The sequence below is a fragment of the Sphingobacterium populi genome, assembly GCF_001586775.1.
In the GTDB taxonomy this organism is placed as follows: domain Bacteria; phylum Bacteroidota; class Bacteroidia; order Sphingobacteriales; family Sphingobacteriaceae; genus Sphingobacterium; species Sphingobacterium populi.
The window spans coordinates 152,700-175,317 of record NZ_LQXS01000002.1 but is presented as its reverse complement, the minus strand read 5'-3'; the positions used below and the strand labels follow the sequence as shown (position 1 = coordinate 175,317).

Below are 22,618 nucleotides of genomic sequence, written 5' to 3'. Positions count from 1 at the left end.
GACAGTATACCTACAAAAAAGCCTGTTAACGACGCATATACAATATTATTGATATTATTACGATAGCTACTGCCATACCTATCCCAATCCACATTCCCCACGTTGCAAAAAAGGACGGTTTACTTTCACTTTCTTTTTTATGTTGCTCAATTTGTTGATTCTGACCTTCCTGTTCTACACTGTCTTTCTTATGTTGCAATTTTTTAGTTGCTTCTCCTGCTATATCGCGAGCCGCATCCGTATGCCGTTTGGTATCCTGTGTGATACTATCCGCTTCAGCTGTAATTGTACCGTCAGGTGCAATAGTTACTTGAGATCCTTTAGGTGGATAAATTTTTGTTTTCCCATTAAATGTCGTTACTGATCTCTCGTTTACATTTATGCGGCCACTTTCCACTACGGTCATATCGGTTTTTACCTGAGCATTCCTCGTAGATTCAACTTTTTCCGATGACTTCTCCGACCGTTTAGACTTTCTGAATAAGCCACAACTCGAAAGGGCAAAGCAGGTTAGCGCGATTAACAATATTTTACTCATAGCTTTTCAATTTTGGTAGATACGTCAGTTAATTTCACTGTAATAGAATCCAATAACGGCACAAGATCATCTAATGGCTGAGTAATGCTTTGCGTTGGTACTGGTCTACTCTGCGGTTGATCGCCAATTGTGACGATTAATGTTATTAGAATTATCCATTTCATTTTCTGTTCCCTCTCTGCTTTTGTTGTTGAGCAACACTATCCACCTTCACTGCTGCGCTATCTACTTTGATAGCTGCCTCAGTAACTTTGTTTACCGCCGGTCGGATCTCCTCGATCATCTGCTGATATAGTCCACCTTGCATTTCTAGCATCTTCTCATTAAGCTTTCTTTCTGCGTCGCGCGAATCCTTATTCAAATCAATGATGTAGTAAAATACTAGATTGAATACAGTTACTATGACAACCATCGCGTACGTAACTGGATGCTTTACAATCTGAAAGAAAGTTGGCTGCTTGCCTTGATCTTCCATTTTCATTTAACTGATAAGCTTAAAATAATACTGTACCCATTTACGAGTATCGTCAATACCATTGTACCCACCATTTATTCTAAAACGTATCAATCTGATGCTATTCTCACTAATATCCCTGACCAGATTCCAGAGATTCCTATCTTCAAAGTAAAAAATAGCGCTTTCCCAGTAATACTTATCTGCTACTTGTTCGGGGTGGGAAACTAGATCAACATCTAAAAAAGCACCCATACGCTCATAAGACCATTTTCCTGTTGCCTGCAATGCACCACGTCCTCGATAATTCCATCCGTCGTCTGGTTTGTCGTTTCCCATTCGTCCACCGTAAACATTGTTTGCTAGTGCTTTCGGATTACGTACAAAGGGCTGTGCATCGACGGTAGTTTTGAATCTCCTAGGCCAAACTGCCATAATTCTCTGTGCGGAAGTATAATTCATGTTTTCGGTATGAATTTTAAACCCGCCAGTTTCGTGATGAACATTACCAAACCAGTGAGCAACCATCGCTTTCGTAGGTACTTTAAAGTGGCATTGGAATTTTGTTAAGGTCTCATTCCCAATTACACCATCCGGTGTAGCTCCAACAATTTTCTGTAACGCTTGAATTCTCTCCATCATCACCCTCACTAATCGCATTTACATTAAATAAACATTACTTTCCGGATCATTAAAGCCCTCCGGATTAAATGGCTTTGCCACATTGAAACTTCCCCAATCTTGAGGATTTGCATCTATTAATTTTGCTGCCAAAATGATTTGAGATTCCCCTTCGCTAGTAAGTTTTGTTAACAAAGAACTCAGTATGCGTTGTTGTACAACTGTCAAACCTTCAATGTTGTCGGAATTCGTGCCGAACGTGGAAATTGAAGCTTGAAAGACTCCTGATTCGGTAACTTGAACCGCTCGGTATGGAATTGCCTCTGCAACAGCCAATGGCCCCAGAATTCTGTGAAAAATTCTTAATAACTTTCGGTCGACCATTTGCAAAGAGTCTTGTAATAATTTTGAATGCAAATGTGAGATCAATTCTGAACCAAAGTTCTTCACCAATACATCATCTTGTATAAAGCGTAATTGGGGTCGAATGATCTGAAAAAGATGTGCAGTAATAGTTATGCCGGAAAATTGAGCTAGTTCGTTTGAATTACGGAACAAGGTATCAAAGTAGTTCAGCCGCTCAATCGAGCTATGCCATAACGGAAATGATTTTTTATGCGATTCCATGTAAGATAGCAGCTGTTCAAATGCTTTCCATCCGCGCTCTTTGGCGTCACGCCGAAACGTGATGAGCTTCTTATCACTCGCAGGAAGCATCGTTCCAGATTTCATAACGTGAATACCGGAATTCGATATTTGCACCGCTCCAGTACTCGCATATCCATCAAGAGAAAGATTAACAACAGCCTTGCGCAGAATTCTTGCCCCGAAATTGTCTGCTAATAATTCGGGTAACGAGTTATCACCGATAAGTTGCAAAATTTCAAACTCTGCATCATCAATGAAAGTCTGTAAACCAACTAAGGAAAAATTGACATCAACGCCACTACAGGCTTCTTTGATCTGGTCATCTTGCGTAACTATTCTCATAATTTAGTTTACTACCTCCTTACTTGTCGAATGGCTCTTGTCTAAAGTTTCCAATTCAATTTCAATCATCTTAAAACATAAACCCGGATACTTCTGTGTCCAGCCATTGTACTCTGCTATAAAATATAGTGGTTCAAGTATCACGTCACGGTAAGGTTGGAGCAAAGCGACATATATGTTAAATGCCACTCGCTTATCGGAGCCAGATCCTCCACCCATTTTCTTGCCTGGTCCATCACCAACCAATGTCGGATCTACACCCAGTGCACGCATTAGGTGTTCGGACGCCTCGCGACTATCTTCTAAATTGTTGCCATCAATCTTGACCTGTTCAATCGGCACAATCTTCCAACCCGGCAGCTCTTTCCCAGCCATGTCGTATCCCACTTCTACAAGAATAGTTTTGCCCTCATTTAGTGATCCAGTAAGCTGATTATTGACTTCTTTAACCTTATTTTTCTTAATCTGCTTTTGCTCTTCCATGGTCAATTTATTCCAATCCTTATAGGCAGATGGCCAGTAGTTGACAGGAATTTGCAGTATATATTTTGCGGATAGCATTCGCTCCAATAGCGAGCGTTTACTAAGCGGTATCCTGCGTGCTATATCTGCCCAACCAGAGGTGAGAAATCCATTCCATTTCGCTAATTGGTAATATGATTTACCGGGACTTGGATACGATACTGGATAAATGAAAGAATCCTTTTTCAGATTTTGAACATCTTCTACCCTTGTGTTACTGTATGGATCAACGACATCATATTTTATAGTTTCCGGATCCTTAGCTTTTGCTTCCGGCCAATTTGCATTGACATAACAGTTCTTTACAGAACCTCTATTATCCATGCGCGACCAACGGCAAAAACTTGCGTCTTGCGTACCTAGGTATGCAATAGATTTCCCATCAACTGATTTTATCAATTCTGGAAATACATTCCAAAACCAGAATAGATCTGTAGCAGCTTCGCGCGTATATCGCTTGAAAGTAGTGTCTTGTAAAAAGCTATCTATATCCAGATCAACAACAGGTTTGAAAGCCCACGTTTGAGACTCTTCATTAAAGTAACGCTGAAATGCTACTACTTCCTTTCCTTGTAATGCGCGTGCCTGCCAATCTAATAGAGCAGGAAGTTCTGTGCTTTGCTCAGCTGCTTTGATAACCTTTTGAGGAAAATCATTGTCTTCGCCCCAGTTTGCGATCTCACTACTTTGACTCTCACCTTTTATTTTTGGACTAGAAGGTGGCTTGGATAATGGGGCAAGATTATTTACCTGCCCCATATCTACGAGCACTTCACCGCCACCTATTAACGCATATTGCTCATCTACAAAATCAACCTCACCAGCCATACATTATTGCGTTATTTTCAATCCGTTAAATTTTATCACTAAGTGAGGATGTATAGTCGTAATCCGGTCGCTATTTTTATGACGGATATTCCGTGTCATATTATCATAGTGATTTGGATTACGCACTTTATCCTCTCTCTTGGAGGGACCACCTACAAAAACGGCTGAATCATAAGTGATCCTCTTCCCTCCTGTTCCTTTCTTCAGATCTGCCGTTACGAAAGTGATGGAAAACGGGATAAAATCTCTATCCTGTCCGCGCATCATCATCGTATTAAGCATATCTCTCACACTTATGAATTCAACCATGGTCAAATATCTCCAGATACGCGCAGGCGCGAAAGGACACTCCAAAAGGAAAGTATTTCATACGCAAATCATTCCAGTCAAAAAAGACACATCTACCTTTTAATGAATAGTTTACCTCCAAAAACGAAAAAATAGCGTTAGAGAGACAGACAGATGACCCCGCCACGCACTATCGGCGAGGGAAAGTGAACGAGCAAAAAAAAAGGATATATGAATGGCTCGCCTCATACGCGGCGAGCCGAATTTGATTAGGCTGATATCAGATCGCCGATTGGAGTCTGGTATCCGTAAGTGGTATTGAACTTCCCGATGTAAAGCGTATCCATTGCATCGCCCAAGTGCGGCGCATCCTCGGGTTTGACTGCGGAGTTCTGCTCAGGACGTTTATCCTTTTCAAATCCATTTTTAGTTTTACGTGTTGCCGTTTGTTGCATTGAAGTCAGCAAAGCATCGCAATTGAGCTTATTGAACCGAACTGGAATAAACCGCTCATCTCGCTCAGCTAAGATGGACTCCCACATTCTAAATCTTATATCATGTCTAGGCTGTTGACCGATATACCTACGCTCTACAGACCACCCATTATCCTCATACCGCTTCACTACCATGTCCGCTAGGGTTTCCAAGCGCGTCGCGTCGGTTACGAGCGCAGTATGGTCATAGTAATAGATTACATGCCGAGTGTCGTGATATGTGTAGTAAGTGCAAAATTCATCAATCAAATCGTCCAACACTTTTCTTTCATCACGCTTCACATACATGGATTTCAGTACACGATACGCTCTTCTTGTTTCCTGTGCACATACCAATGATTTTATCTTGGAATTATAGTCTAGAGATATATCTATTGGCATCCCCTTTATAAGATCCGAATCCATCCGGCAATCTTTCACTAATCCATTAGGTAAATAAATACCTTGGCTATCTATGTGCGTATAGTCGAATGCATCATAGGTGTGGTGATCACTGTCTAGCAAATGGTAGAATCCATTTTCAGTCGTGATTGTTCGCTCATTCAATACAGCAGCACGAAATACTGGCCATATCAACTCACGTCGCCATTGCCGGATCTGCTCTTCTCCTAAAATCTGGATGTTATCTAGGCTCGATGCTTCAGAGTAGTATACAAGACCTTTGCGTAAATGATTAAGAACCTTGCTGTACTCCTTCAGTTTACGCAATAGGTATCTTTGGCGTGATACATTATTTGCTGACACGGCCTCGTAATATTCCAATTCCAGCTTATTAGCTTCCAGCTGAATCGCCATCACCTGAGAGGCATCCTTAGCGTCCATTTGCTCGCGCTTATCCAAAATCCAACGACCCTTGGGATCAGTAGGCATATCAGTAAACATCGTAATCATGTGGTGTTCAGGAAGGTTTCCAAAATATTCCAGATTACCACGATTAATTGGCGCAATATCATCCATATAGCGTTGGTGGTTTAGAAATCGTGCCTCATCAGCGATAATAGCATCTACGTTCTTACCATTTGCTAAACCTGGTCGATCTTGAGATATCAGATGAAATACATGACCATTGTACCACGTAATGCTATGCTCATAGTGCAGCACTGGGTAAATTGCAGGCTTAATGTTAAGTGATGTAGGCGGACGTTTCCGAACGAAAAAATGAAGATTCTCGACATATCCTAATCGTTCCCAGCTTTTAATCAATGGAGGCAACGTTCTATCAAGTAATTGCATGTAGGTCGTACCTACAATTCCTGTGGCACCGCGAGGCATTACATTGGCAGCATGAGAGGATCTATATGCAATCGGCCCTTGGGTTTTGCCAGTGGCTCTTCCCCATACACCATATTCTTCCTTTGCTAAAGTTAGTATCGATCTAAGCTGTGGCTTGTTCCACCACAACTTTACATCTTTATAATTACTCTCCATCTTCCTCCTCTACATCTTCTGCATCGTCAAGTATCTTTTCAATAACGCCTTTCTTCATTTCTTTCAGTAGTCGGGCTACCAAAGCATCAGGATTGTCAGTTTTGGGAAACGGTTGATCCAGTTCTGATGGATCACTAACAATAATAGGTCGTATTGGATGAAAATCCTCTGGCTTGAAGTTTTGATCATCTGGTCTATCCAGCTGGCGAATTTTTGCGAGTTCTCTGTATATTGCTGCAAACGCACGATAATCACCATCAGCCTGCGCTTTTGCTGCAACATCTTCGCCCCAATGAATCATCATACCTCTTCCAAATTCTTTATCAGCTCTACTTTCAGTAGTTAGGAAGAACTTTTCAGCCATTTGAATATCTGCATATGCTTGAGAAAGCGATACCTGAAATCGTGAAACTTGCCATTGTGCAAGCTCAGATTTCCGGTATGGCCTGCTATACTTAAAATCATATGCCGCTCCAGTAAGTACGCTTACTCTAGGCTCAGTCACTATGTACCCCTTCCGTAGGCGGTTGTCCACTTCGCTGATCCGTTCCAGAACCTGTTTATCATCAGGGGACAATTTATCCAAATCGCCTTTTAGGAAGGCTTTTAATATTCGATCTAAAACTGTTGTTCCTTTCACATCTTTCGGACGTAGAAAATTAGCCATTAGCAGCCTCCTTTCTCAACTCGTCCAATAGCTCCAATTTCGATTTTAGTAGCTGTTGTGTTTGTTCCCGATTACGCAATTCCGGTTTTTCCAGTCTTTTCCGAGTTTTCCATATCTGCACATATAGACGCTGTATTTCTGGGGTTGTGAATTCCGGCTTTTCCGCTTTTTCCGGTAAGGTTCCATGTAGCTCCAGATGGTCGATTTTGTCCAATGTTTCCTGTTTTCGACTCTGCAATCTTAATATTTGAAATGCAGTTTCTTTTAGCACTGATTCGGATCTAGCCTTGGTAAGGGCAAACATATTAGCATCTATTTGCCGGTAGATTTGCTGGCGCTCATGACGAAGTTTTTTGAGCAGGAATGAATTGTCTCGATGTGGCAATTCCGGCTTTGAGATCGGATCGGAATTACCGGAAATTCCGGAATTTCCGATAATTCCGGATAATTCTTCAACCAATTTGCTGCGCGTATAATCGCTCTCACCCTGTTGAAAGATATTCTTCAAAAACTCGTTCGTTCCGAATTGCGAATAAAGACGAACGCCACTTTCATAATCTGGATTTTTTAGCCAAATTCTCACACTCTCCATACATCAAAAATCCGAAAGGGAAAGTATCAGGGAAAGGACATATATTTGAACAATTAACCTATTAAATTTAACTTATGATCATTGTTCCGCATAGCTTACATTCCTATTCTGTTTTTAGATTTATTAATAAATTGTCTGAAGCTGACACTTCAAAAGATCTTGTAATTGATTTTTCGCAAAACACATTTATGGATCCATGCAGTATGTTAGTATTAAGCAGTGAATTAGCATTTTGCAAAAAAAAGTTTTACAATGTTCATTTGAAAAATTATGATCACCTAGGATATCCACTACATATGAATTTTTTCCACTCTCTTGGATTATCTGAATTAAGTAATGCTAATGCTCATCCTAACTATATTCCGATAATGATTCGAAGTTGTAAAGACATAATTAAAGATGCAGCGGATAGAAGTATGTTATATCAAGAATATTTGACAAACCATTTTGTAAAACAATTCACAGAAATATTGTCGAATCATTTAAACGAAGTTTCAAGTGAAATTACTGAATATTGTATACGTGAAATGTTAAGAAATATTTTAGAACACAGCGATTCTCCCCAACTTGGAATATGTGCACAATATTTTCCTACAAAAGGCCAAATCCAGATATCCATTAGAGATATTGGTGTAGGACTTACCGACAGTCTAAAACTAAATCCAAAACTAAAAATATCTTCACCTTTTGATGCAATAAAATACGCCACTGAACCAGGTATTAGTGGTAAAGTATACTCAGGCATGAAAAATAAGCCAACGGGAGAATGGGTTAATTCTGGCTGGGGCATAGCTATGACAAAATCCATCTGTACATTAGGAGGAAGCTTTTTAATAGCGAGTGATAATCTTAGTGCATATTATTGCACTCCAAGTATTTGGAATGATGGTGCCCCGATATACACAAAAAGTAATTTTTCAGGCACTGTAATCTCAATGAATATTCCTGTAAGATTCAACGAGAAGTTAAAGGATTTACTAAATCACTTCAACAATAATAGGCCAATCAAAGGTTTGAGGCCATCGCCAAAATCGCTGCAACTTTAAAAAAAGCTTCCCTTTTGGAAAGCTTTTTTTCTTACTTATTTTTTTCGGCAATTGATTTTCCCAGAGCTTGAGCACCAGCTTCAGGTGTTCCTGGCAAATCGCCCTTGTATACATAAAATGGCACTGCCGAATAAGCTTGGAAAGCGGAACGAATTCCAACTTCACCAGCGGGGCCGGTACCAAATGATACGTTTCCAGAAACAACTTGTGCTGCCAGTTCCTCGCTGCCTATCTGGTAGAAGTCACCTCCACCAATTCGCTTAATTAATACAATACCACGATAGTTTTTGATTGCTGCAGCTGTACCTAAATTACCGGCGTTGATGTTTGGCAAAAAGAACTCCGCGGGCCCTTGTCTAAATACCTTTGATAATTCTTCACCTTCCAACTCAGCTGTTGCACCAGATTTGGAATAGAGCATTTGAAATTCAATAGGGGTTTTACCGGATATCATTTCGTGACTTTCGGTAATTTCAACTACTGATGCTGCTGTGGTTCCATCTGTCGCAACTTTAGCCACTTTTGACATCCAAGACAATGGAATAAAGTAGGCTTTCTCCTGAAGTCCAGATGCATTTTCTTGACCATCAACAAACGTCTGCTTTAAGTCTGTAATGTTACTATAGTTTCTTCCCATAACTTATTTTGTATTAAAGTTCTGTAATTGCTCCAGAACCAATTTCTACTAAACGATTCAAAACATCGTTATCCTTGGCGATTTCCTCCGGTGTTTTACCATCTACGCCGAAGTTTACTTTGTATTGCTTGCTGCCAACTTTTGCTTTGACAAAGTTATCTTTTGGAGTATTGACTTGAGCGATGGCATCGTTTGCTACATCGGTAGCTTCCTTCAATTGCTTTTTCAAGCCATCATTTTCATCCTTTAGTTTTGCACTTGATTGCTTCAGGTTTTCAATAGTTTTATCTTTTGATGCCTGAGCATTTTTTACGGCTTCTGCCGTTTTAGTTTTGCTATCCGAAACTAACTTATCGTAAGCTTCCTGCGCCTCTTCTAGTGTTTTAAATTTTGACATGTGATATTGAATTAATAATGAGAATAAGGGAGCCATACCACGGCTCCCTTGTTAGCTAGATCTGATCGTTGATGGCCATGGCATCATAGTCTTGAACACCAAATCCAAGAACTCCAGTAATACCGTAGTCCAAATGATACATTTGTGGAATTACTCTGATATCACTGTAGTCGCTTTCTTCATCAGTTGCGGCAATTAGATTGTCTTTAGATACAACCTCCAAAGAGTCAGAGCCAGTTTTCCAAGTAACTGGACGCAATTCACATTTTTTGTCTGTCAACGGCAAATACTTCATTGTGCCATCTTTCTCAGTATATTTTGAGATGTTCTCAAAACTGTCTAGCAACTTTTCGAAGTTGGAGAAAGAACAATACAAAATGCCGCCTTGAGTACGTAACCATTCAGGCGCTCCACGCCATACAGCTTTGAACTGCTCGTATGCGTTATCTCTAGTGATTGCACCAGTTGAAATAACATTTTTGATTAACATATTTGCGCGAGCCTTACGGATTTTGGTGCCTAATCCTTCGGTGATTGCTTTTGCATCAGCTGCTTTAAATTTTTGAGGTGCTGTTAATGGCGTTTCGCCAGCAGATGTACTTGCCGTTACCTCATAAAAGCGAGTCTCACCATTCACTACATAATGAATAAGATCATCAACCGCATAAGTAGCACTCGAAGAATAAGCGGAGAAAGCGGTTTTTCCTTCACCCCACCATACGGTCACATCATTAATATCAGCTGCCAACTGCTTATTCACTTGCTCAAAAGTAAATTGAGCAAAGGGGATTGTCATGTTATTAGCTCCTTCTCCACGCCCACGCAATGATGAAAGATAAGTATCACGGTATCGATCTGGTTGAATTTGGAAATCGCGCTGCCATTTTTCCACTGTTAGCTCCTGATCAGAAAATACAATATCATTACCACGTGGACTGAATACCCCTGTAAATGGCTTTGGCTGATTATTGATTTTTAGCTTTAACAATTGCTCCCGATCTTTGACGCCATAACGGGCATTAACATCTTGAAATATAGTAAGGCCGTTAATAAATCTTGTATAAATTTGCTTTCGATACTTTCCAACATACTTCGCCAGAGCTGATAAATCGGGATTCATTGTATCAAAGAAAGCGCCTTGAGCTTTGGGGGCAAAACTCATAAATAAGGAAAACGCACCTACTCCCCAGGCAGCAGCTCTGCTTCCCGTGATCATCTCCACGAATCCCATCAACACCATAATCATCACAAGTCCTGCGCTTAGCAAGTAGAGTGCTCCAAATTTTTTCATTTTTTATTATTAGATTTTCGATTAATTATTCAGTTCTTTCAAAATGAACTACTTTGCGTTCATTTGTTGCGCTTTACGATCAACAGAAGTCATAAACTCTTCATCGCCAGATTCCTGCTCACCTGTGTTTACGACATCGTCCTTGTCGGTAGATGGCTTCCCTGCTTCCGCAGCTGGTTTACCTTTTAACGCAGCAATCTCATCCGACAGTTTCTTGATCTCCGAATCCTTTTCGGAAATAGAAGTTTCAAACGCCTTCTTGTCTTTCAAAAGGTTTTCTTTGTCAGTTTTCAATGACGTGTTTTCATTCTGAACCGTTTCCAATTCGGAATCCAAAACCATTGTAACGCCTTCAATCCCATTTTCCACCATCTGTGCATTTGCTTCCTCAAGCTCTTGAGCGGTGATTGATCCGGCGGCTTTTTTGGCTAGCGCGGACATTTTTGAAAATTTATTCCCAAACATACTTTCGTTATTAAGATTTTGATTTAATACAGGTTTAAGGCGGTTCGCCAATTTGTTCACTAATTCATCTGAAGGTTCCTGCGCATTTTGATCATACCATGCAGCTATTTGGCCGACCGACATATTTCGAACATTATCTGGAGTTTCGGTAGCCTCGTAATTTTCAATCACATCGATCAGACCTTCGTTAAGTGCTTGTTTAGGACTAAAAAAATGATCTTGATGATTTAGATATTCTGCTTTAACGTTTTCAAGAGATTCGCCAGTTCTGGCTGATATTAGATCGCCTAATACATCATCGTATGTATCCAAGACGTCAGCTTCCGTTCGAAGGTCTAAAGCGTTTCCATAAACAAGCGTGGATACTGAATGCAACATTAACAATGAACCTTTCGCCATATGTACCCGACCTTTCTTTGCCGAGATGGCAATCATTGCTCCCATGCTGTAGGCAATACCATCCACATAGGTATGAACTTCTTTAGTTGATGCCTTAATCAAATTACAGATCGGCAATCCTTCATGTACACTTCCTCCAGGGGAGTTGATATGTACATTAATTCGATCACAGGTTTTTTCAAGATTTTTGAAAGATCTAACAAAGTCATTCGCAGTATTGTCATCCCAATAACTGCCGATTACACCATAAATTCTCATCTCACCCACGTTCGGAGATTGTGAATTCAATACCGCGAAATATCTTTGTTTCATAAACCTAACAACCAATTAACAAATTCAATAACTCAAATATCAACATGTCAAAAGGTGAGAGAAAGGACAGCTAAAAGCTACAGCAGGGCAGGCAGTAATTGATCTACAGAAAAAGTCACCACATTATGATTCATATCTTTCGGGGCAGATCCTGTGTCGCTACTTCTTGACACTGTTACCGGTTCCTCAGGCGTTCCGATTACTCTGGACCGCCCATTAAGATCAGTAATTTTTAAAACTGAGACTTTGCCTATGTATGTTCTTAATTTAAATGAGACAACGTTCGATTGGTATTGTATTTCAAACAAGCCTTCGTAATGATGGTAAACACCGTTGTCACTATCTTTTTCCTCACCTTTCATTGTTCCAGAAGATGGGATAAAAGCTATCTCTTGCCAGCCTTTATTGGGATGAAATGATACGGGGTTGAATGACTTGAAATCAGTAATGTGAGCTATTTGAACTTTAGCAATACCACCAATATTGTCGCCTTGATGTAATTCGAATAATTTAGCCATAGTACAAAATGACCTATTGAATGATCAGATGGAAAGGACGAATTTATTTATTTGTGCGGAGACATGTATGTTTTTGCGTGGACACAATGGACATAAAGGACACGGATGTGATTGGGTTGTGTTTAAAATGTTGTTATACAGTGTTTTATATTATTTGTGTTAATGTTTTTTGTGTCCACGTGAAATGAAAACGTGCTAAATACTGTGTTTTTTGTGTCCACCTGTGTCCTTGGTTATTTGAAAAAATGTAGTATTTCTTTAAAATAATGAGAATTGGGTTTTCTCAACAGGTATTTCTTGTATCATCAATGGGATAGTCAATAGCGGCTCTTTAATCTCAGCTACCTTTCTTTTTTCTCTACGTTCACGGTTTCTATAGTACCATCTTTTTAGATTGTCGAAGGTAATATCATCTTCATAAAAATTATAAAACTCGATGTACCTGCGAATGTTGTAATCGACTAATTTATCAGTGCTGTTTGGATGATGGCACCACCGATACATGTCTTGCTTGATCATTAGATCTACAGCCTTTGAGAAACTTTTAATATCATCGCCACATATATATCCTCCATGTTTACGCAACATGCCATCTGAAACAATAATATCAATCCAGCCGCCAAGATCATATTTGCGAGATGGCCGCACCTTTGAAGGATCTACTTTATCAAATGGGCGAAATACACTTTTTAGTAAAGCGGTAATTGGATTATCCTCTGATAGTAAAATCTTTTTACCATACCAAAAGTTGATAAATATTTCAACATGAGGTTCAACCGTAAGTCGGATAAGGTTAGACATAGAGGTAATTATTGTTTGACAAATCAAAAATAAACAATCTAATTCTTTTGTTTTCAATATTTTACAAAAATAGCTTTACCTGTTTTACTGGTTGGACATGCGTGGACACGGTTGGACACGATTAATATGATTTGTAGCAGGAGAAAGTAGATAATCTATTTTATATAGTATTGATTATGAATAGTATAATATTGATCTATATAAAGAATGTCCGTAGTGTCCATCGTGTCCACGTGTATTATACGGTTTACGTACAAAATGTAAAAACTTTTTTTTATTGCTAAATCTAACTGCATTGAATATATATTTGCTAATAATATTAGTTTTTTAGATATGATTACAATCTACCATACATCTCCGCAATTCAGCTTTATTCCACTAACATATATCCATCAGGGTGTTAGCGCAGGTTTCCCATCTCCTGCAATGGATTTCGAAGATTTAAAGATTGATCTCAATACGGAAATTGTGAAGCATCCGAGCTCTACATACTACGGACGTGTAAAGGGTGTATCAATGAAGAATGCTGGTATTGATGATGGTGACCTGCTAGTGATTGATAAAAGCCTCGAGCCAATTGATGGTAGAATAGCGGTATGTTTCCTTGACGGAGAATTTACAGCCAAGCGGATACGTATTGTAGGACGTAGTGTAATGCTCATGCCAGAGAATGATGACTATAAGCCGATCACCGTTACCCCAGAAAATGATTTTGTAGTTTGGGGAATCGTTACGCATGTTATTAAGAATGTGTAGTCATGTACGCGCTGATCGATTGCAACAACTTTTATGCTAGCTGTGAGCGTGTTTTTCGTCCAGAGCTTCGTGGGAAACCCATTGTCGTGCTTTCCAATCAGGATGGCTGCGTCATAGCGCGAAGCAATGAAGCAAAGGATCTCGGTATTCCTATGGGCGCCCCAGCTTTTAAATATCAAGAGATCTTCGATAAGCAAAACATTCATGTGTTTTCCTCCAATTATCAATTGTATGGTGACATGAGCAATCGTGTTATGACAATACTTGGCCAGTACAGTCCGGAAAGTGAGATATACAGTATTGATGAATGCTTTTTAAAGTTTGACGGCTTTGAGCACTTTGACTTGTTTGATCACGGTCAGCGTATGCGTTTGGAAGTATTGCGCGGCACCGGTATTCCAGTGTCGGTGGGAATCGCACCAACAAAAGCATTGGCCAAGCTTGCCAACAGAATCGCAAAGAAGTTTCCCAATGAAACCAAGTCGGTGTTTATCATGGCAACAGAAGAACAACGTACTAAAGCTTTGCGCTGGCTGAAGGTAGAAGATATTTGGGGAGTAGGGCGGAAGCATGCGGCAAGGTTGATGCAGCAGGGAATAAAGACCGCTTACGATTTTACCCAGATGGAAGATGCTTGGATACAAAAGCACATGGCCATCGTCGGTATTAGATTGAAGCGTGATCTTTGTGGACACCGCACTTTAAACCTTGAAGAAACAGGCATCCGCAAAAACATTGCATGTACCAGATCCTTTGCGAAAAACATTAATAGCATCGAAGAGTTGGGAGAACGTGTATCAACCTATGCGGCCACATGCTCCGAAAAATTACGAAAGCAGAACAGCTGCTGTAAAGAGATGTCTGTTTTCCTGCTCACCAATAAACATCGTGCAGATCAGCCACAATACAATCGGAGCATCAATATAAAACTTCCATTTGCAACCAATTCGGCCATTGAGTTGTCAAAGTTTGCAACGCTTGCACTAATCAGGATATATCAATCCGGCTATGGGTATAAAAAGGCTGGAGTAATCGTACACGATTTAGTGCCAGAGGAAGCAGTGCAGCTATCTTTATTTACTGATAAAGATAACCGGCACCCAGATCTTATGAAGGTGCTGGATAAAATGAATAGGCGTTACGGACAAAACACCGTACGCCTGAGCATTCAAGAAAAAGGAAAGTGGCTCATGCGAAGGGAGAAGCTGTCCAAAATGTACACCACTGATATACGAGATATCATTACAATCGTTCTCTAAATAGCATCTTGAATGCTTGGATAGTTGGTGTCGCCTCTCATCTTAGTTACTTCCACCGTGCGATGGCTAGCAAGCTCACCTTTAAATGGGATGATCAGCTGCTCAATCTCCCCACGGCCATCAGCGAATAACCAAGCGTCACGACTTTCTTCCGGAACGATTAGAGGCATGCGTTTGCCTACGTTATGGATGCCAGCCATTTGCTTGTTTGCTTCTGTGGTCAATATGGAAAATGTAGGATACTCTTTTCCTTCTTCATTTCGCCACATATTGTAGACTATGCCTAAAGTAAATATCTCTCGATCCGGCATGTACACAAAGAAATTCTGATTATTGACTTGGCCATCTGTAGCATGCGGCTCAAAAAATCCATTAACATATAGTAAACCTCTGAATTTTCCAATTAGGTATTTGTAAGAGTTTTTCTCATATATCTCATCACCTCGGGCATTGAGCGTGTTGGCTGATTTGTTCGCATCTGCTTCGCTTTTTTTCCAATAAGGTATAAGCTTCCACCTGGCTGGAATTATCTCATCTACGTTGCTATTCAGTGTTACTGGAAGGTATGGCCGAGCAAATCCATTGATGTGAAAGATCTCAGGCTGATCGTAAAGCACGTCTTTCCCTTTAATCGCTTTCTGTAGTTCCCTTTTTCCTGGAGTGGCTGTATGATAGCACATAAGTAGTATATTTAGATACAAGTTACATCTATCTATGCGCTTTGTCAAATTAACTCATTACGAGCTGCGCAGGTTGCGCGACCAAGGATATAACATTCTGAGATCAACATCGCCGCTAAGCAGCGAAAATCCTTCTTGGTATCCAGATACTGTAAACCTAGATGATTTTATGCATTGGGAGAACAAGGATTTTCAATTACTGAATGTTCCATTCGAAGAAAAGCACCTGCTGGTTATTACAGATGCATTGGATAATATTCGGGAAGAGGATTTGATTGGTGAGGTCTGGGTGTGACAAAACACTAATATAACTAACCAAATTTAACTATGATGAATTATGAAATAACACTGCCTCCTATCTTTATGAAGGTGTCAAGTAAAGAAAGATTGGAAAGTTTTAGAAATGGAGACATATTTTTCTCAGATTTTAAAACTTTTAGGGACGATAAAAATCCGAACTATATAGACAAACTTGCTGCATCTGTATATGGTTTGGAGGCTAAAAGGCCAAATTATGATTATTATAGAAACGATCCGTTAGAAGGAGTTAAATCTATACATTTTGGCGAAAACTATGAAGTCAAAGTTACTTATAGAGATGATTTTGCAAAGGTTCTGTGTTTGTTTGGTTTCAGCCACAATTGGGCACCAAATTCTAAAATTTCTGAAGAGATGTCAGAATTCGGAACTCATTTTTTGATATTTAATTCACGATCATTTTTAACCAACCTATTTCCCGAGGTGCAAAAATATAGTCTAGGACCATCGCCAGTATTTGATTATGTAGAATTCTACGATATTGTGCCCAATAAAAACATAGATAACTTATCACAGCTTCACAAAAAAAGATATTACGAATATCAATGTGAATACAGAATATTAGCAAACTTAAATGTAGATACAATTAATATAGGGCCAAGTTTGACTACTGAGAACTCCAGTATATTACTACCAATACAGGAACTGAAAAATGCTGAATATATATTTGAAGAATTGCCAAAAGATAATGTATAACATATAATTTCAAACTTTTCTATTCACTTTCATTCTTACTCTTATTACTTAATCACTACACGATCCAGCGTCACAATTTGAGTAATCAATAAAATCCAATTGTGTCTGTAGCGGTAAACCTTTGATCCATTCCATTGATGCTGAGTAAGTACGTTTCCCGACTTGCCTACGCTTGAATGTATTACCTTTGAACTTCTCTGCATCATCAGCCCATTTCATACGATTCCAATTGATAGGGTCATTCCATTGCTGCTGTAGCTGTTGTATGGTATGGTGAAAACACATTACACAATTGGATATTGGAGGGAAAACATATTCCGGTCTGCCTTTCCAATATTTCACCACCTCGGCTTTTGTAATACCATGCTCAATCAATGGGAATGACGGCACGCGGTAGTAATCCTTTTTATAGTAGTTGAATGGATTCGGTTTCAGTTTTCGCTCACCTTTGCGTACCATATTTTCTACACCCATTATATCCCACCAACGAACCAAGTAAGATGGAATCTGCATTTGGTTGATCACAGTTTGGAGATCGAAAGTAGGATCCGGTACGCGATCCTTTATTTCAACTAGCCGAAAAAACATGTTTACCGTTCGGTCGAGCTCGTCTAAACGAAAACCTATGCGACACTCTACAGGGTCAACTTTAGATATCCTATTTCGAATGTAATTGTACATCGGAACAATCTTTAAATGCTCTGTGCACATGCGGGTTTGGGAGTTTGGCAAACGCTCAATTGCCATATCATCATACGTCTTGAATTTTGAAAGTCCCCAATTATGAGTAAATACGACTTCAACGCCACCTAGCGAAACAGGATCGCTTGAGCTGCATAATTCCTGTGAAAGCTTATGCATAACAACTAATGTCCGATCATCTTCCGCGCTCATCCAGAAGCCCGGGTGAAACATCCGAAGCCACGATTGAGCCGCAAGCAGTCCATCCACTTTGCCGCGTGCGCAATTAGATTCTGGAGTATACTTGTACGCTTCCTGTTCGACGCAAGCAAAAATGTTGTGATCAGCAGGGAAATGGATGCCCATGAATGATGATGTTTGTCCACCGGATAGGCTATTTACTTTTATCATTATGGTTTGGGATTTGAGTTTGAATATTGTACCCAAACTTATTGGACAATTCGATGATGGCTCGTTTGTGTTTGGGTTGAAGCAGTTCCAGATCAAGATGTGATATGTAGACGGTCCGCTCCCTTGAAGAATATTTTAACACGCCTTTAATTCGCTGGTGTAAACGATATCGGCGGCGTGCATTAGATTTTTGATTCATCTAATTAATCGGTTTTCATAAATGTTAGCCAAATAGTTCGACCGTGCTTTCCGGTAGTATGACCAAATAAGGGTTTGTAAGGAATTAAAGTCAAAACTTGACTGAGCTTAATTTGAATCTCATTCCATTTGAAAATCAGCACACCATTTGGTTCAAGCACGCGCATACATTCGTCGAACCCAGCTTTAATATCTAACTCCCAGGTCGGAAGTAATACACCATATTTTTTCGCCATCCAAGTCTCATGACCCAGCTGCTTTAAATGCGGGGGATCAAAGACGACTAGTTTAAATGACTGATCGGGATAAGGCATATCTCGAAAATCAGCAATAACATCTGGCTTAACGATTAATTGACGGTCATCGCACAATACATGTTCTTCGCTACGGATATCCTGATAGATAACATCAGGATGATTCTTATCAAACCAAAACATTCGACTTCCACAACATGCGTCAAGTACTTTTTTGCTTGTTAATTGCACTTTGACCCTCCTTTCACCAATTCTAAAACATCCTCTGATACTTCCAATTCTTCTAGCCAAGAAACGTAGCCTAGTTGTAGCATGCTCTCCTGTTTTACCAATACAGTCTCGCTGTAAGGGCGCAAATGCTTCACTCCACAATTATCGATCAACACGATCTTATCAAGCCTATGTGGCCTTTCGCCAATCACCGGCATACGCTCAGCGATTGGTACTTCTATGTATATTTTAGGCATGGGTTACCTCCGTAGCTGATTTGATAAGTTCTTTTGCCTTTTCTAAGCTTTCCATTAATATAGCAGAAGATGATTTTGATGAGTTTTCAAAGTCTGAAACAATTGTGTAAAGAAGGTTTAGCATTTCGGGAGCCTTGCTAATTAGTAGGGCGTCTGCATATCCCTCAGTTTCACCTTGCGAAATGCCCTGCGCGATGTAAATCTTTCCAAAGCTCCATCCTTCTTCCACAAGTCTAACGCCGTATGAATCATCAAAATCATCATACGTTGTTGTCCATTTTCCCTTTGTTCCTTTAAATTCCATTGGACACCTCGCTTTCTTGGTTTGCCGATCCTGCAATTGTACTTTCCATTTCAACGACTTTCGGCAAAATAGTAGGTTTAGTGTATTTCTTTTTACGGTTTACTATTGTGGTTGAGTTTTCCATTACGCTTGAGATATTTTTAAATACATATCCTTTAAATGCCATATTTTCAATAGTGTAATTGAGGTTGTATACATCCCAATACAATAGACCTTCACCAGTTCTTCCCTGCACGGTAAGTGTTTGAGGGTTCCAATTCTTTCGAAGAATATCAATGTAGTTCTGAATCGAATTGATGTAGATATTTGCTTTTAGCTTATCCAAATCAGTCATGTTTTGGAGTAATACTTCTTCGCTGATCGTTTTCATAATATTCCTTTTTAAAAATCCGCTGATAATTGCTGAGCAGGTGGGAATCCTTCCTCACCGCTGCTACCTGATTCCTCTTTGTCAGGATTGTATTCTAATTTCATTTCCTCATATTTCTGACGTAGTTTGGTTTCATCAGGATCGCGTATAAGGTCAACGTCCAACTCTTTGTAATTGAATTGAAGTGCGTAGCTATACTTCTTTCCAATTTTCTTTTTGATACGTCCTACGTAGGACTTTGAATCAGATTTTAAATAGTTCTCAAGCGTTGGCTTATCCAGTACATTGACTTCGCGACGATCATGCATAGCCTTTACATAGTGGTGGTATACATCCTGTAGGTAGATGTAGATGTATCCATTGGCAAGCTTAAAATGATCATCTTCGCTGATTTGATAGGTGGTTACCAGCTGCTCTACTACTTGCCAGAATTTCGAAGTATCATCACTTCCTTTCAGAATGAAATACTGATGCATTACCATATCAATGCACTGCTTTTTAAAATCTTCTATAGCAAATGGCAGCATATTAAGTTTGTCCATCATTTTCGCTACGGCCAGCAGCATCGAGTAATTACCTAATAGCCGTTCGTCTACTTCGTTGTTGTTGACATCGGTTGCCAACTCGCGCAATGTAGCTTCGTAGATCCCTTGAAAATCCTTTGCAAAATGTTCGCGGTTTTTAAGCATGTCCATAGTTAAATGGGATAGTCCCAAGTCTTCCATTCGCTGTAAATCGCGATAGTTTTTCCGCTGTTCCTCAGTTCGCTTTGTCTCAGCGAACGTTAGTAGAATGTGACGAGTGAATAATGCAGGTTCGGCAGTAGGCATTTCTTGGCCAGACAGCCAAACGGCAGACAGGATCGGTGTGGACTCTGTCGTGAATCCGTTATCTTTTTTACCGCGCTCATAGCCGATACGGTCGTACAGGTTTTTGATGGATTCAATTACTTTGATCGGAAGGTTATTCTTGTATTCATCTAGCCATACAAGGCCATTACTGAACTGCGCCATTTTGCGCATGAAGCCTACAATCGTGGTAGCACCGCCTAGCATGATCTGATCTTGCTTTAATCCCCACATCCGTGTTAATGATTGAGTCATGGTGCCTTTACCAGATCCGCGCTTTCCGTAGCTAAATGGCATGGGCATTCTCAAACCCATAGATTTGAAAAGGATATCGGAAAAGAGAGCACAAACCCAGAATACCAATCCGATGCGGCCATTCTCACCAAATACCTGCACATACTGTTTTGCCCAATCTTCGTACTTAACGGGACTGTCAATGTAAATGAACTTCTTCTCATTCATAAAAAGATCATCCTTATCGGCAAACACCTTCGATAAAGCCGGTATGAAGTAGTTCACTTTCTGCCCATCTTTCTCTTTGGTTACGATACCAAATTCGTCGATTTTATGAAATGTATTCTGGGTAGTATCAAACAAACCATTAGCAAAGCCATAGAACTTACCGCGTTTATTCCAGCCTAGTGTGCTGATATTTTCGGTGTGCAGCTCGTGGCGTTGCAACATGTCTTGTAAGCGTACTAAGTCCTGATCTGCACCTTTAAAAATGAAGTTTCCTAAACGTGCAATCACCTTTTTGAAAGATCCGGCACTCACAAAATCATCTGTATTGATTCGAAGTATCTTATCCAGTCCGTGTACATTGGTAATCTGCATCAGGCGGTAGGCTTCATCCGCTCCGGTGTTGATGTGATAGAGCACGCGCAGCTTGAAGTTTGATATCTCCCTAGCAATGCCTTTCAAATCTAAAGACCAGTATGTACCAGTTGACTGTTTGAAGTAAAGACCATACTTTATGTAATCATCTGATTCGATCCTATTCCCGATAATCTGAAATGCCTCATTAGCTTTCTGCGCTTCTTGAATGGTGCGTGGTAGTTTAGAATCTAAGCCATAAGCATTCGCTAGCGAAAAGAACTTTGCGGCGCTTTTGAATCTTCCTTTTTTGATAGCATCGGTGAATTTATCATCTGCTGCTTTATGATCATAAAAAGCATAGATCTGAGATACGCGGTGAAAATATTCTCTAGCTGATTCACCTAGCGAAGCAAGAGAAAATGCAATTAGTTGCCAATCATCGTAGCCAGATGTCAAATCCAAGTTTCTCGATTCCAATTGCTCTACTACATGTTTTACACGTAGCAATGTTTTGTTATCTGAGAATTGAGTTTCAGCATCACTTTCCTTTTTATCAGAATTGACAATGGCGCGCGCCGTAGCAATATCACCAGATGGCAAAGCTTCGTCCATATCGGGAGAAACTGGATACACTTTTGATGTAGCGTTGAAGTACAGATTCGAATCCCATGAGGTAAAGCAAACACGTGGCACATCCTTGCCTGACTCATCGATAGCAAGCTGAAAGTTATCGTCGAAGAATTGCGCAAGTGATCTAAAAGCTTGCTGCTGGTAAGCGGCTACTGTGGGAAAACGCTTTTCACCATCTATCTTTACTACTACTTTTAATCCGGCTCCAGATGGTGAAATGAAAACTAAGGCAACAAAGTCTATACTAGAAAAATCCTTTTTAAGCTGTTCGAGTTTTTTTGGCTCAATATCATCGAAGTCAAGGACAATAAGACCAGAATGAGACTTCAAAGCATCGGCAATGCGTTTGGTGAATGTACCAGAGAAAGTGAAGTAAGGTAGTGTATTTTTCAATCCGCGTCTTATATCTGGATTGTCGGCATTACGGATTTGCAGCACCTCAGCTTTGAATCGATCTGAACGGATCATTTCTACGGCTTCTTGAAGCGTGATCTCCCGTTGCGGAACTACACTACGTATTGGGCCAGGGTAATAACTAAACTTGTAGGTATTCATTTATGGTTTTTTGCGGTTTGATAGTTTGTAGATAAGGGATGCGCAGCACAACACTAGCGCGATCCCTATGTCAAATACGTTGATTTG

General features: G+C 40.0%; 27 protein-coding genes. 5 read left to right on the top strand and 22 right to left on the bottom strand.

Annotated features, from left to right (window positions below; translation table 11 throughout):
- Positions 1-25 precede the first annotated feature (25 nt).
- The 9 genes from A0125_RS05105 to A0125_RS05065 all read right to left on the bottom strand — a co-directional run bounded on the left by A0125_RS05105 (position 26) and on the right by A0125_RS05065 (position 7,413).
- Entirely contained in the window at positions 26-538 is a 513-nt protein-coding gene (locus A0125_RS05105; RefSeq protein WP_066753177.1) for a hypothetical protein, read from the bottom strand.
- Positions 539-698: 160 nt separating this feature from the next.
- The gene (locus A0125_RS05100; RefSeq protein ID WP_066753172.1) at positions 699-1,019 is read right to left on the bottom strand and encodes a hypothetical protein; all 321 of its coding nucleotides are present in this window, start codon (positions 1,017-1,019) and stop codon (positions 699-701) included.
- Positions 1,020-1,634, bottom strand: coding sequence for a glycoside hydrolase family 19 protein (locus A0125_RS05095; RefSeq protein WP_197464796.1), 615 nt, complete (start codon positions 1,632-1,634; stop codon positions 1,020-1,022).
- Positions 1,635-1,652: 18 nt separating this feature from the next.
- On the bottom strand, positions 1,653-2,603 hold the full coding sequence (locus tag A0125_RS05090) for a DUF6712 family protein (RefSeq protein WP_066753166.1): 951 nt from the start codon (positions 2,601-2,603) through the stop codon (positions 1,653-1,655).
- A 3-nt stretch (positions 2,604-2,606) separates the two neighbouring features.
- A complete protein-coding gene (locus tag A0125_RS05085; RefSeq protein WP_066753163.1) occupies positions 2,607-3,953 on the bottom strand; it encodes a hypothetical protein in 1,347 nt (448 codons plus the stop codon).
- A gap of 3 nt (positions 3,954-3,956) precedes the next feature.
- Complete coding sequence (locus A0125_RS05080) at positions 3,957-4,262, bottom strand: hypothetical protein (protein WP_231863131.1); 306 nt, start codon at positions 4,260-4,262, stop codon at positions 3,957-3,959.
- Between the two features lie 248 nt (positions 4,263-4,510).
- A complete protein-coding gene (locus tag A0125_RS05075) occupies positions 4,511-6,163 on the bottom strand; it encodes a hypothetical protein (protein WP_066753160.1) in 1,653 nt (550 codons plus the stop codon).
- Complete coding sequence (locus A0125_RS05070; RefSeq protein WP_066753157.1) at positions 6,153-6,830, bottom strand: hypothetical protein; 678 nt, start codon at positions 6,828-6,830, stop codon at positions 6,153-6,155. Before A0125_RS05070 ends, A0125_RS05075 begins: the two co-directional genes overlap by 11 nt.
- The gene (locus tag A0125_RS05065; RefSeq protein WP_156472423.1) at positions 6,823-7,413 is read right to left on the bottom strand and encodes a hypothetical protein; all 591 of its coding nucleotides are present in this window, start codon (positions 7,411-7,413) and stop codon (positions 6,823-6,825) included. Before A0125_RS05065 ends, A0125_RS05070 begins: the two co-directional genes overlap by 8 nt.
- Positions 7,414-7,496: 83 nt before the next feature.
- On the opposite strand from A0125_RS05065, the gene A0125_RS05060 reads away from it, so the two are divergent.
- Positions 7,497-8,468: an ATP-binding protein gene (locus tag A0125_RS05060; RefSeq protein ID WP_066753152.1), complete on the top strand. Its 972-nt coding sequence runs from the start codon at positions 7,497-7,499 to the stop codon at positions 8,466-8,468.
- A 31-nt stretch (positions 8,469-8,499) separates the two neighbouring features.
- On the opposite strand, the gene A0125_RS05055 is transcribed toward A0125_RS05060, so the two are convergent.
- From A0125_RS05055 to A0125_RS05030, 6 genes are all read right to left on the bottom strand, one after another.
- Positions 8,500-9,105: a hypothetical protein gene (locus A0125_RS05055; protein WP_066753149.1), complete on the bottom strand. Its 606-nt coding sequence runs from the start codon at positions 9,103-9,105 to the stop codon at positions 8,500-8,502.
- Between the two features lie 13 nt (positions 9,106-9,118).
- Positions 9,119-9,502 (bottom strand): hypothetical protein, encoded by a 384-nt coding sequence (locus A0125_RS05050; protein WP_066753146.1) that lies wholly within the window; start codon positions 9,500-9,502, stop codon positions 9,119-9,121.
- A 55-nt stretch (positions 9,503-9,557) separates the two neighbouring features.
- Complete coding sequence (locus tag A0125_RS05045) at positions 9,558-10,793, bottom strand: hypothetical protein (protein WP_066753143.1); 1,236 nt, start codon at positions 10,791-10,793, stop codon at positions 9,558-9,560.
- A gap of 48 nt (positions 10,794-10,841) precedes the next feature.
- Positions 10,842-11,969: a head maturation protease, ClpP-related gene (locus A0125_RS05040; protein ID WP_066753141.1), complete on the bottom strand. Its 1,128-nt coding sequence runs from the start codon at positions 11,967-11,969 to the stop codon at positions 10,842-10,844.
- A gap of 77 nt (positions 11,970-12,046) precedes the next feature.
- Positions 12,047-12,487: a hypothetical protein gene (locus tag A0125_RS05035; protein ID WP_066753138.1), complete on the bottom strand. Its 441-nt coding sequence runs from the start codon at positions 12,485-12,487 to the stop codon at positions 12,047-12,049.
- 258 nt (positions 12,488-12,745) lie between these two features.
- A complete protein-coding gene (locus A0125_RS05030) occupies positions 12,746-13,288 on the bottom strand; it encodes a hypothetical protein (RefSeq protein ID WP_066753135.1) in 543 nt (180 codons plus the stop codon).
- A gap of 333 nt (positions 13,289-13,621) precedes the next feature.
- Between A0125_RS05030 and A0125_RS05025 the strand changes: the two genes are divergently transcribed.
- Together A0125_RS05025 and A0125_RS05020 are read left to right on the top strand one after the other, a co-directional pair.
- Entirely contained in the window at positions 13,622-14,044 is a 423-nt protein-coding gene (locus tag A0125_RS05025; RefSeq protein ID WP_066753132.1) for a LexA family protein, read from the top strand.
- 2 nt (positions 14,045-14,046) lie between these two features.
- Positions 14,047-15,303, top strand: coding sequence for a Y-family DNA polymerase (locus A0125_RS05020; protein WP_066753129.1), 1,257 nt, complete (start codon positions 14,047-14,049; stop codon positions 15,301-15,303).
- Here A0125_RS05020 and A0125_RS05015 read toward each other — a convergent pair.
- A complete protein-coding gene (locus tag A0125_RS05015) occupies positions 15,300-15,983 on the bottom strand; it encodes an SOS response-associated peptidase (protein ID WP_066753126.1) in 684 nt (227 codons plus the stop codon). The genes A0125_RS05020 and A0125_RS05015 overlap by 4 nt on opposite strands.
- A gap of 34 nt (positions 15,984-16,017) precedes the next feature.
- Between A0125_RS05015 and A0125_RS05010 the strand changes: the two genes are divergently transcribed.
- Positions 16,018-16,278 carry a hypothetical protein gene (locus A0125_RS05010; protein ID WP_066753123.1) on the top strand — a complete coding sequence of 87 codons (261 nt, stop codon included), beginning with the start codon at positions 16,018-16,020 and terminating at the stop codon, positions 16,276-16,278.
- A 32-nt stretch (positions 16,279-16,310) separates the two neighbouring features.
- On the top strand, positions 16,311-16,997 hold the full coding sequence (locus A0125_RS05005; RefSeq protein WP_066753120.1) for a hypothetical protein: 687 nt from the start codon (positions 16,311-16,313) through the stop codon (positions 16,995-16,997).
- Positions 16,998-17,045: 48 nt separating this feature from the next.
- On the opposite strand, the gene A0125_RS05000 is transcribed toward A0125_RS05005, so the two are convergent.
- The 6 genes from A0125_RS05000 to A0125_RS04975 all read right to left on the bottom strand — a co-directional run bounded on the left by A0125_RS05000 (position 17,046) and on the right by A0125_RS04975 (position 22,531).
- On the bottom strand, positions 17,046-18,089 hold the full coding sequence (locus A0125_RS05000) for a hypothetical protein (RefSeq protein ID WP_156472422.1): 1,044 nt from the start codon (positions 18,087-18,089) through the stop codon (positions 17,046-17,048).
- A 203-nt stretch (positions 18,090-18,292) separates the two neighbouring features.
- Positions 18,293-18,772, bottom strand: a complete 480-nt coding sequence (locus tag A0125_RS04995) for a class I SAM-dependent methyltransferase (RefSeq protein ID WP_231863130.1) — start codon at positions 18,770-18,772, stop codon at positions 18,293-18,295.
- Positions 18,763-19,008 carry a hypothetical protein gene (locus tag A0125_RS04990; protein WP_066753112.1) on the bottom strand — a complete coding sequence of 82 codons (246 nt, stop codon included), beginning with the start codon at positions 19,006-19,008 and terminating at the stop codon, positions 18,763-18,765. Before A0125_RS04990 ends, A0125_RS04995 begins: the two co-directional genes overlap by 10 nt.
- Positions 19,001-19,312 (bottom strand): hypothetical protein, encoded by a 312-nt coding sequence (locus A0125_RS04985; protein ID WP_066753109.1) that lies wholly within the window; start codon positions 19,310-19,312, stop codon positions 19,001-19,003. The genes A0125_RS04990 and A0125_RS04985 overlap by 8 nt, the downstream gene beginning before the upstream one ends.
- Positions 19,302-19,682 (bottom strand): hypothetical protein, encoded by a 381-nt coding sequence (locus A0125_RS04980; RefSeq protein WP_066753106.1) that lies wholly within the window; start codon positions 19,680-19,682, stop codon positions 19,302-19,304. The genes A0125_RS04985 and A0125_RS04980 overlap by 11 nt, the downstream gene beginning before the upstream one ends.
- A gap of 11 nt (positions 19,683-19,693) precedes the next feature.
- Positions 19,694-22,531: a BT4734/BF3469 family protein gene (locus tag A0125_RS04975; protein ID WP_066753103.1), complete on the bottom strand. Its 2,838-nt coding sequence runs from the start codon at positions 22,529-22,531 to the stop codon at positions 19,694-19,696.
- Positions 22,532-22,618 lie beyond the last annotated feature (87 nt).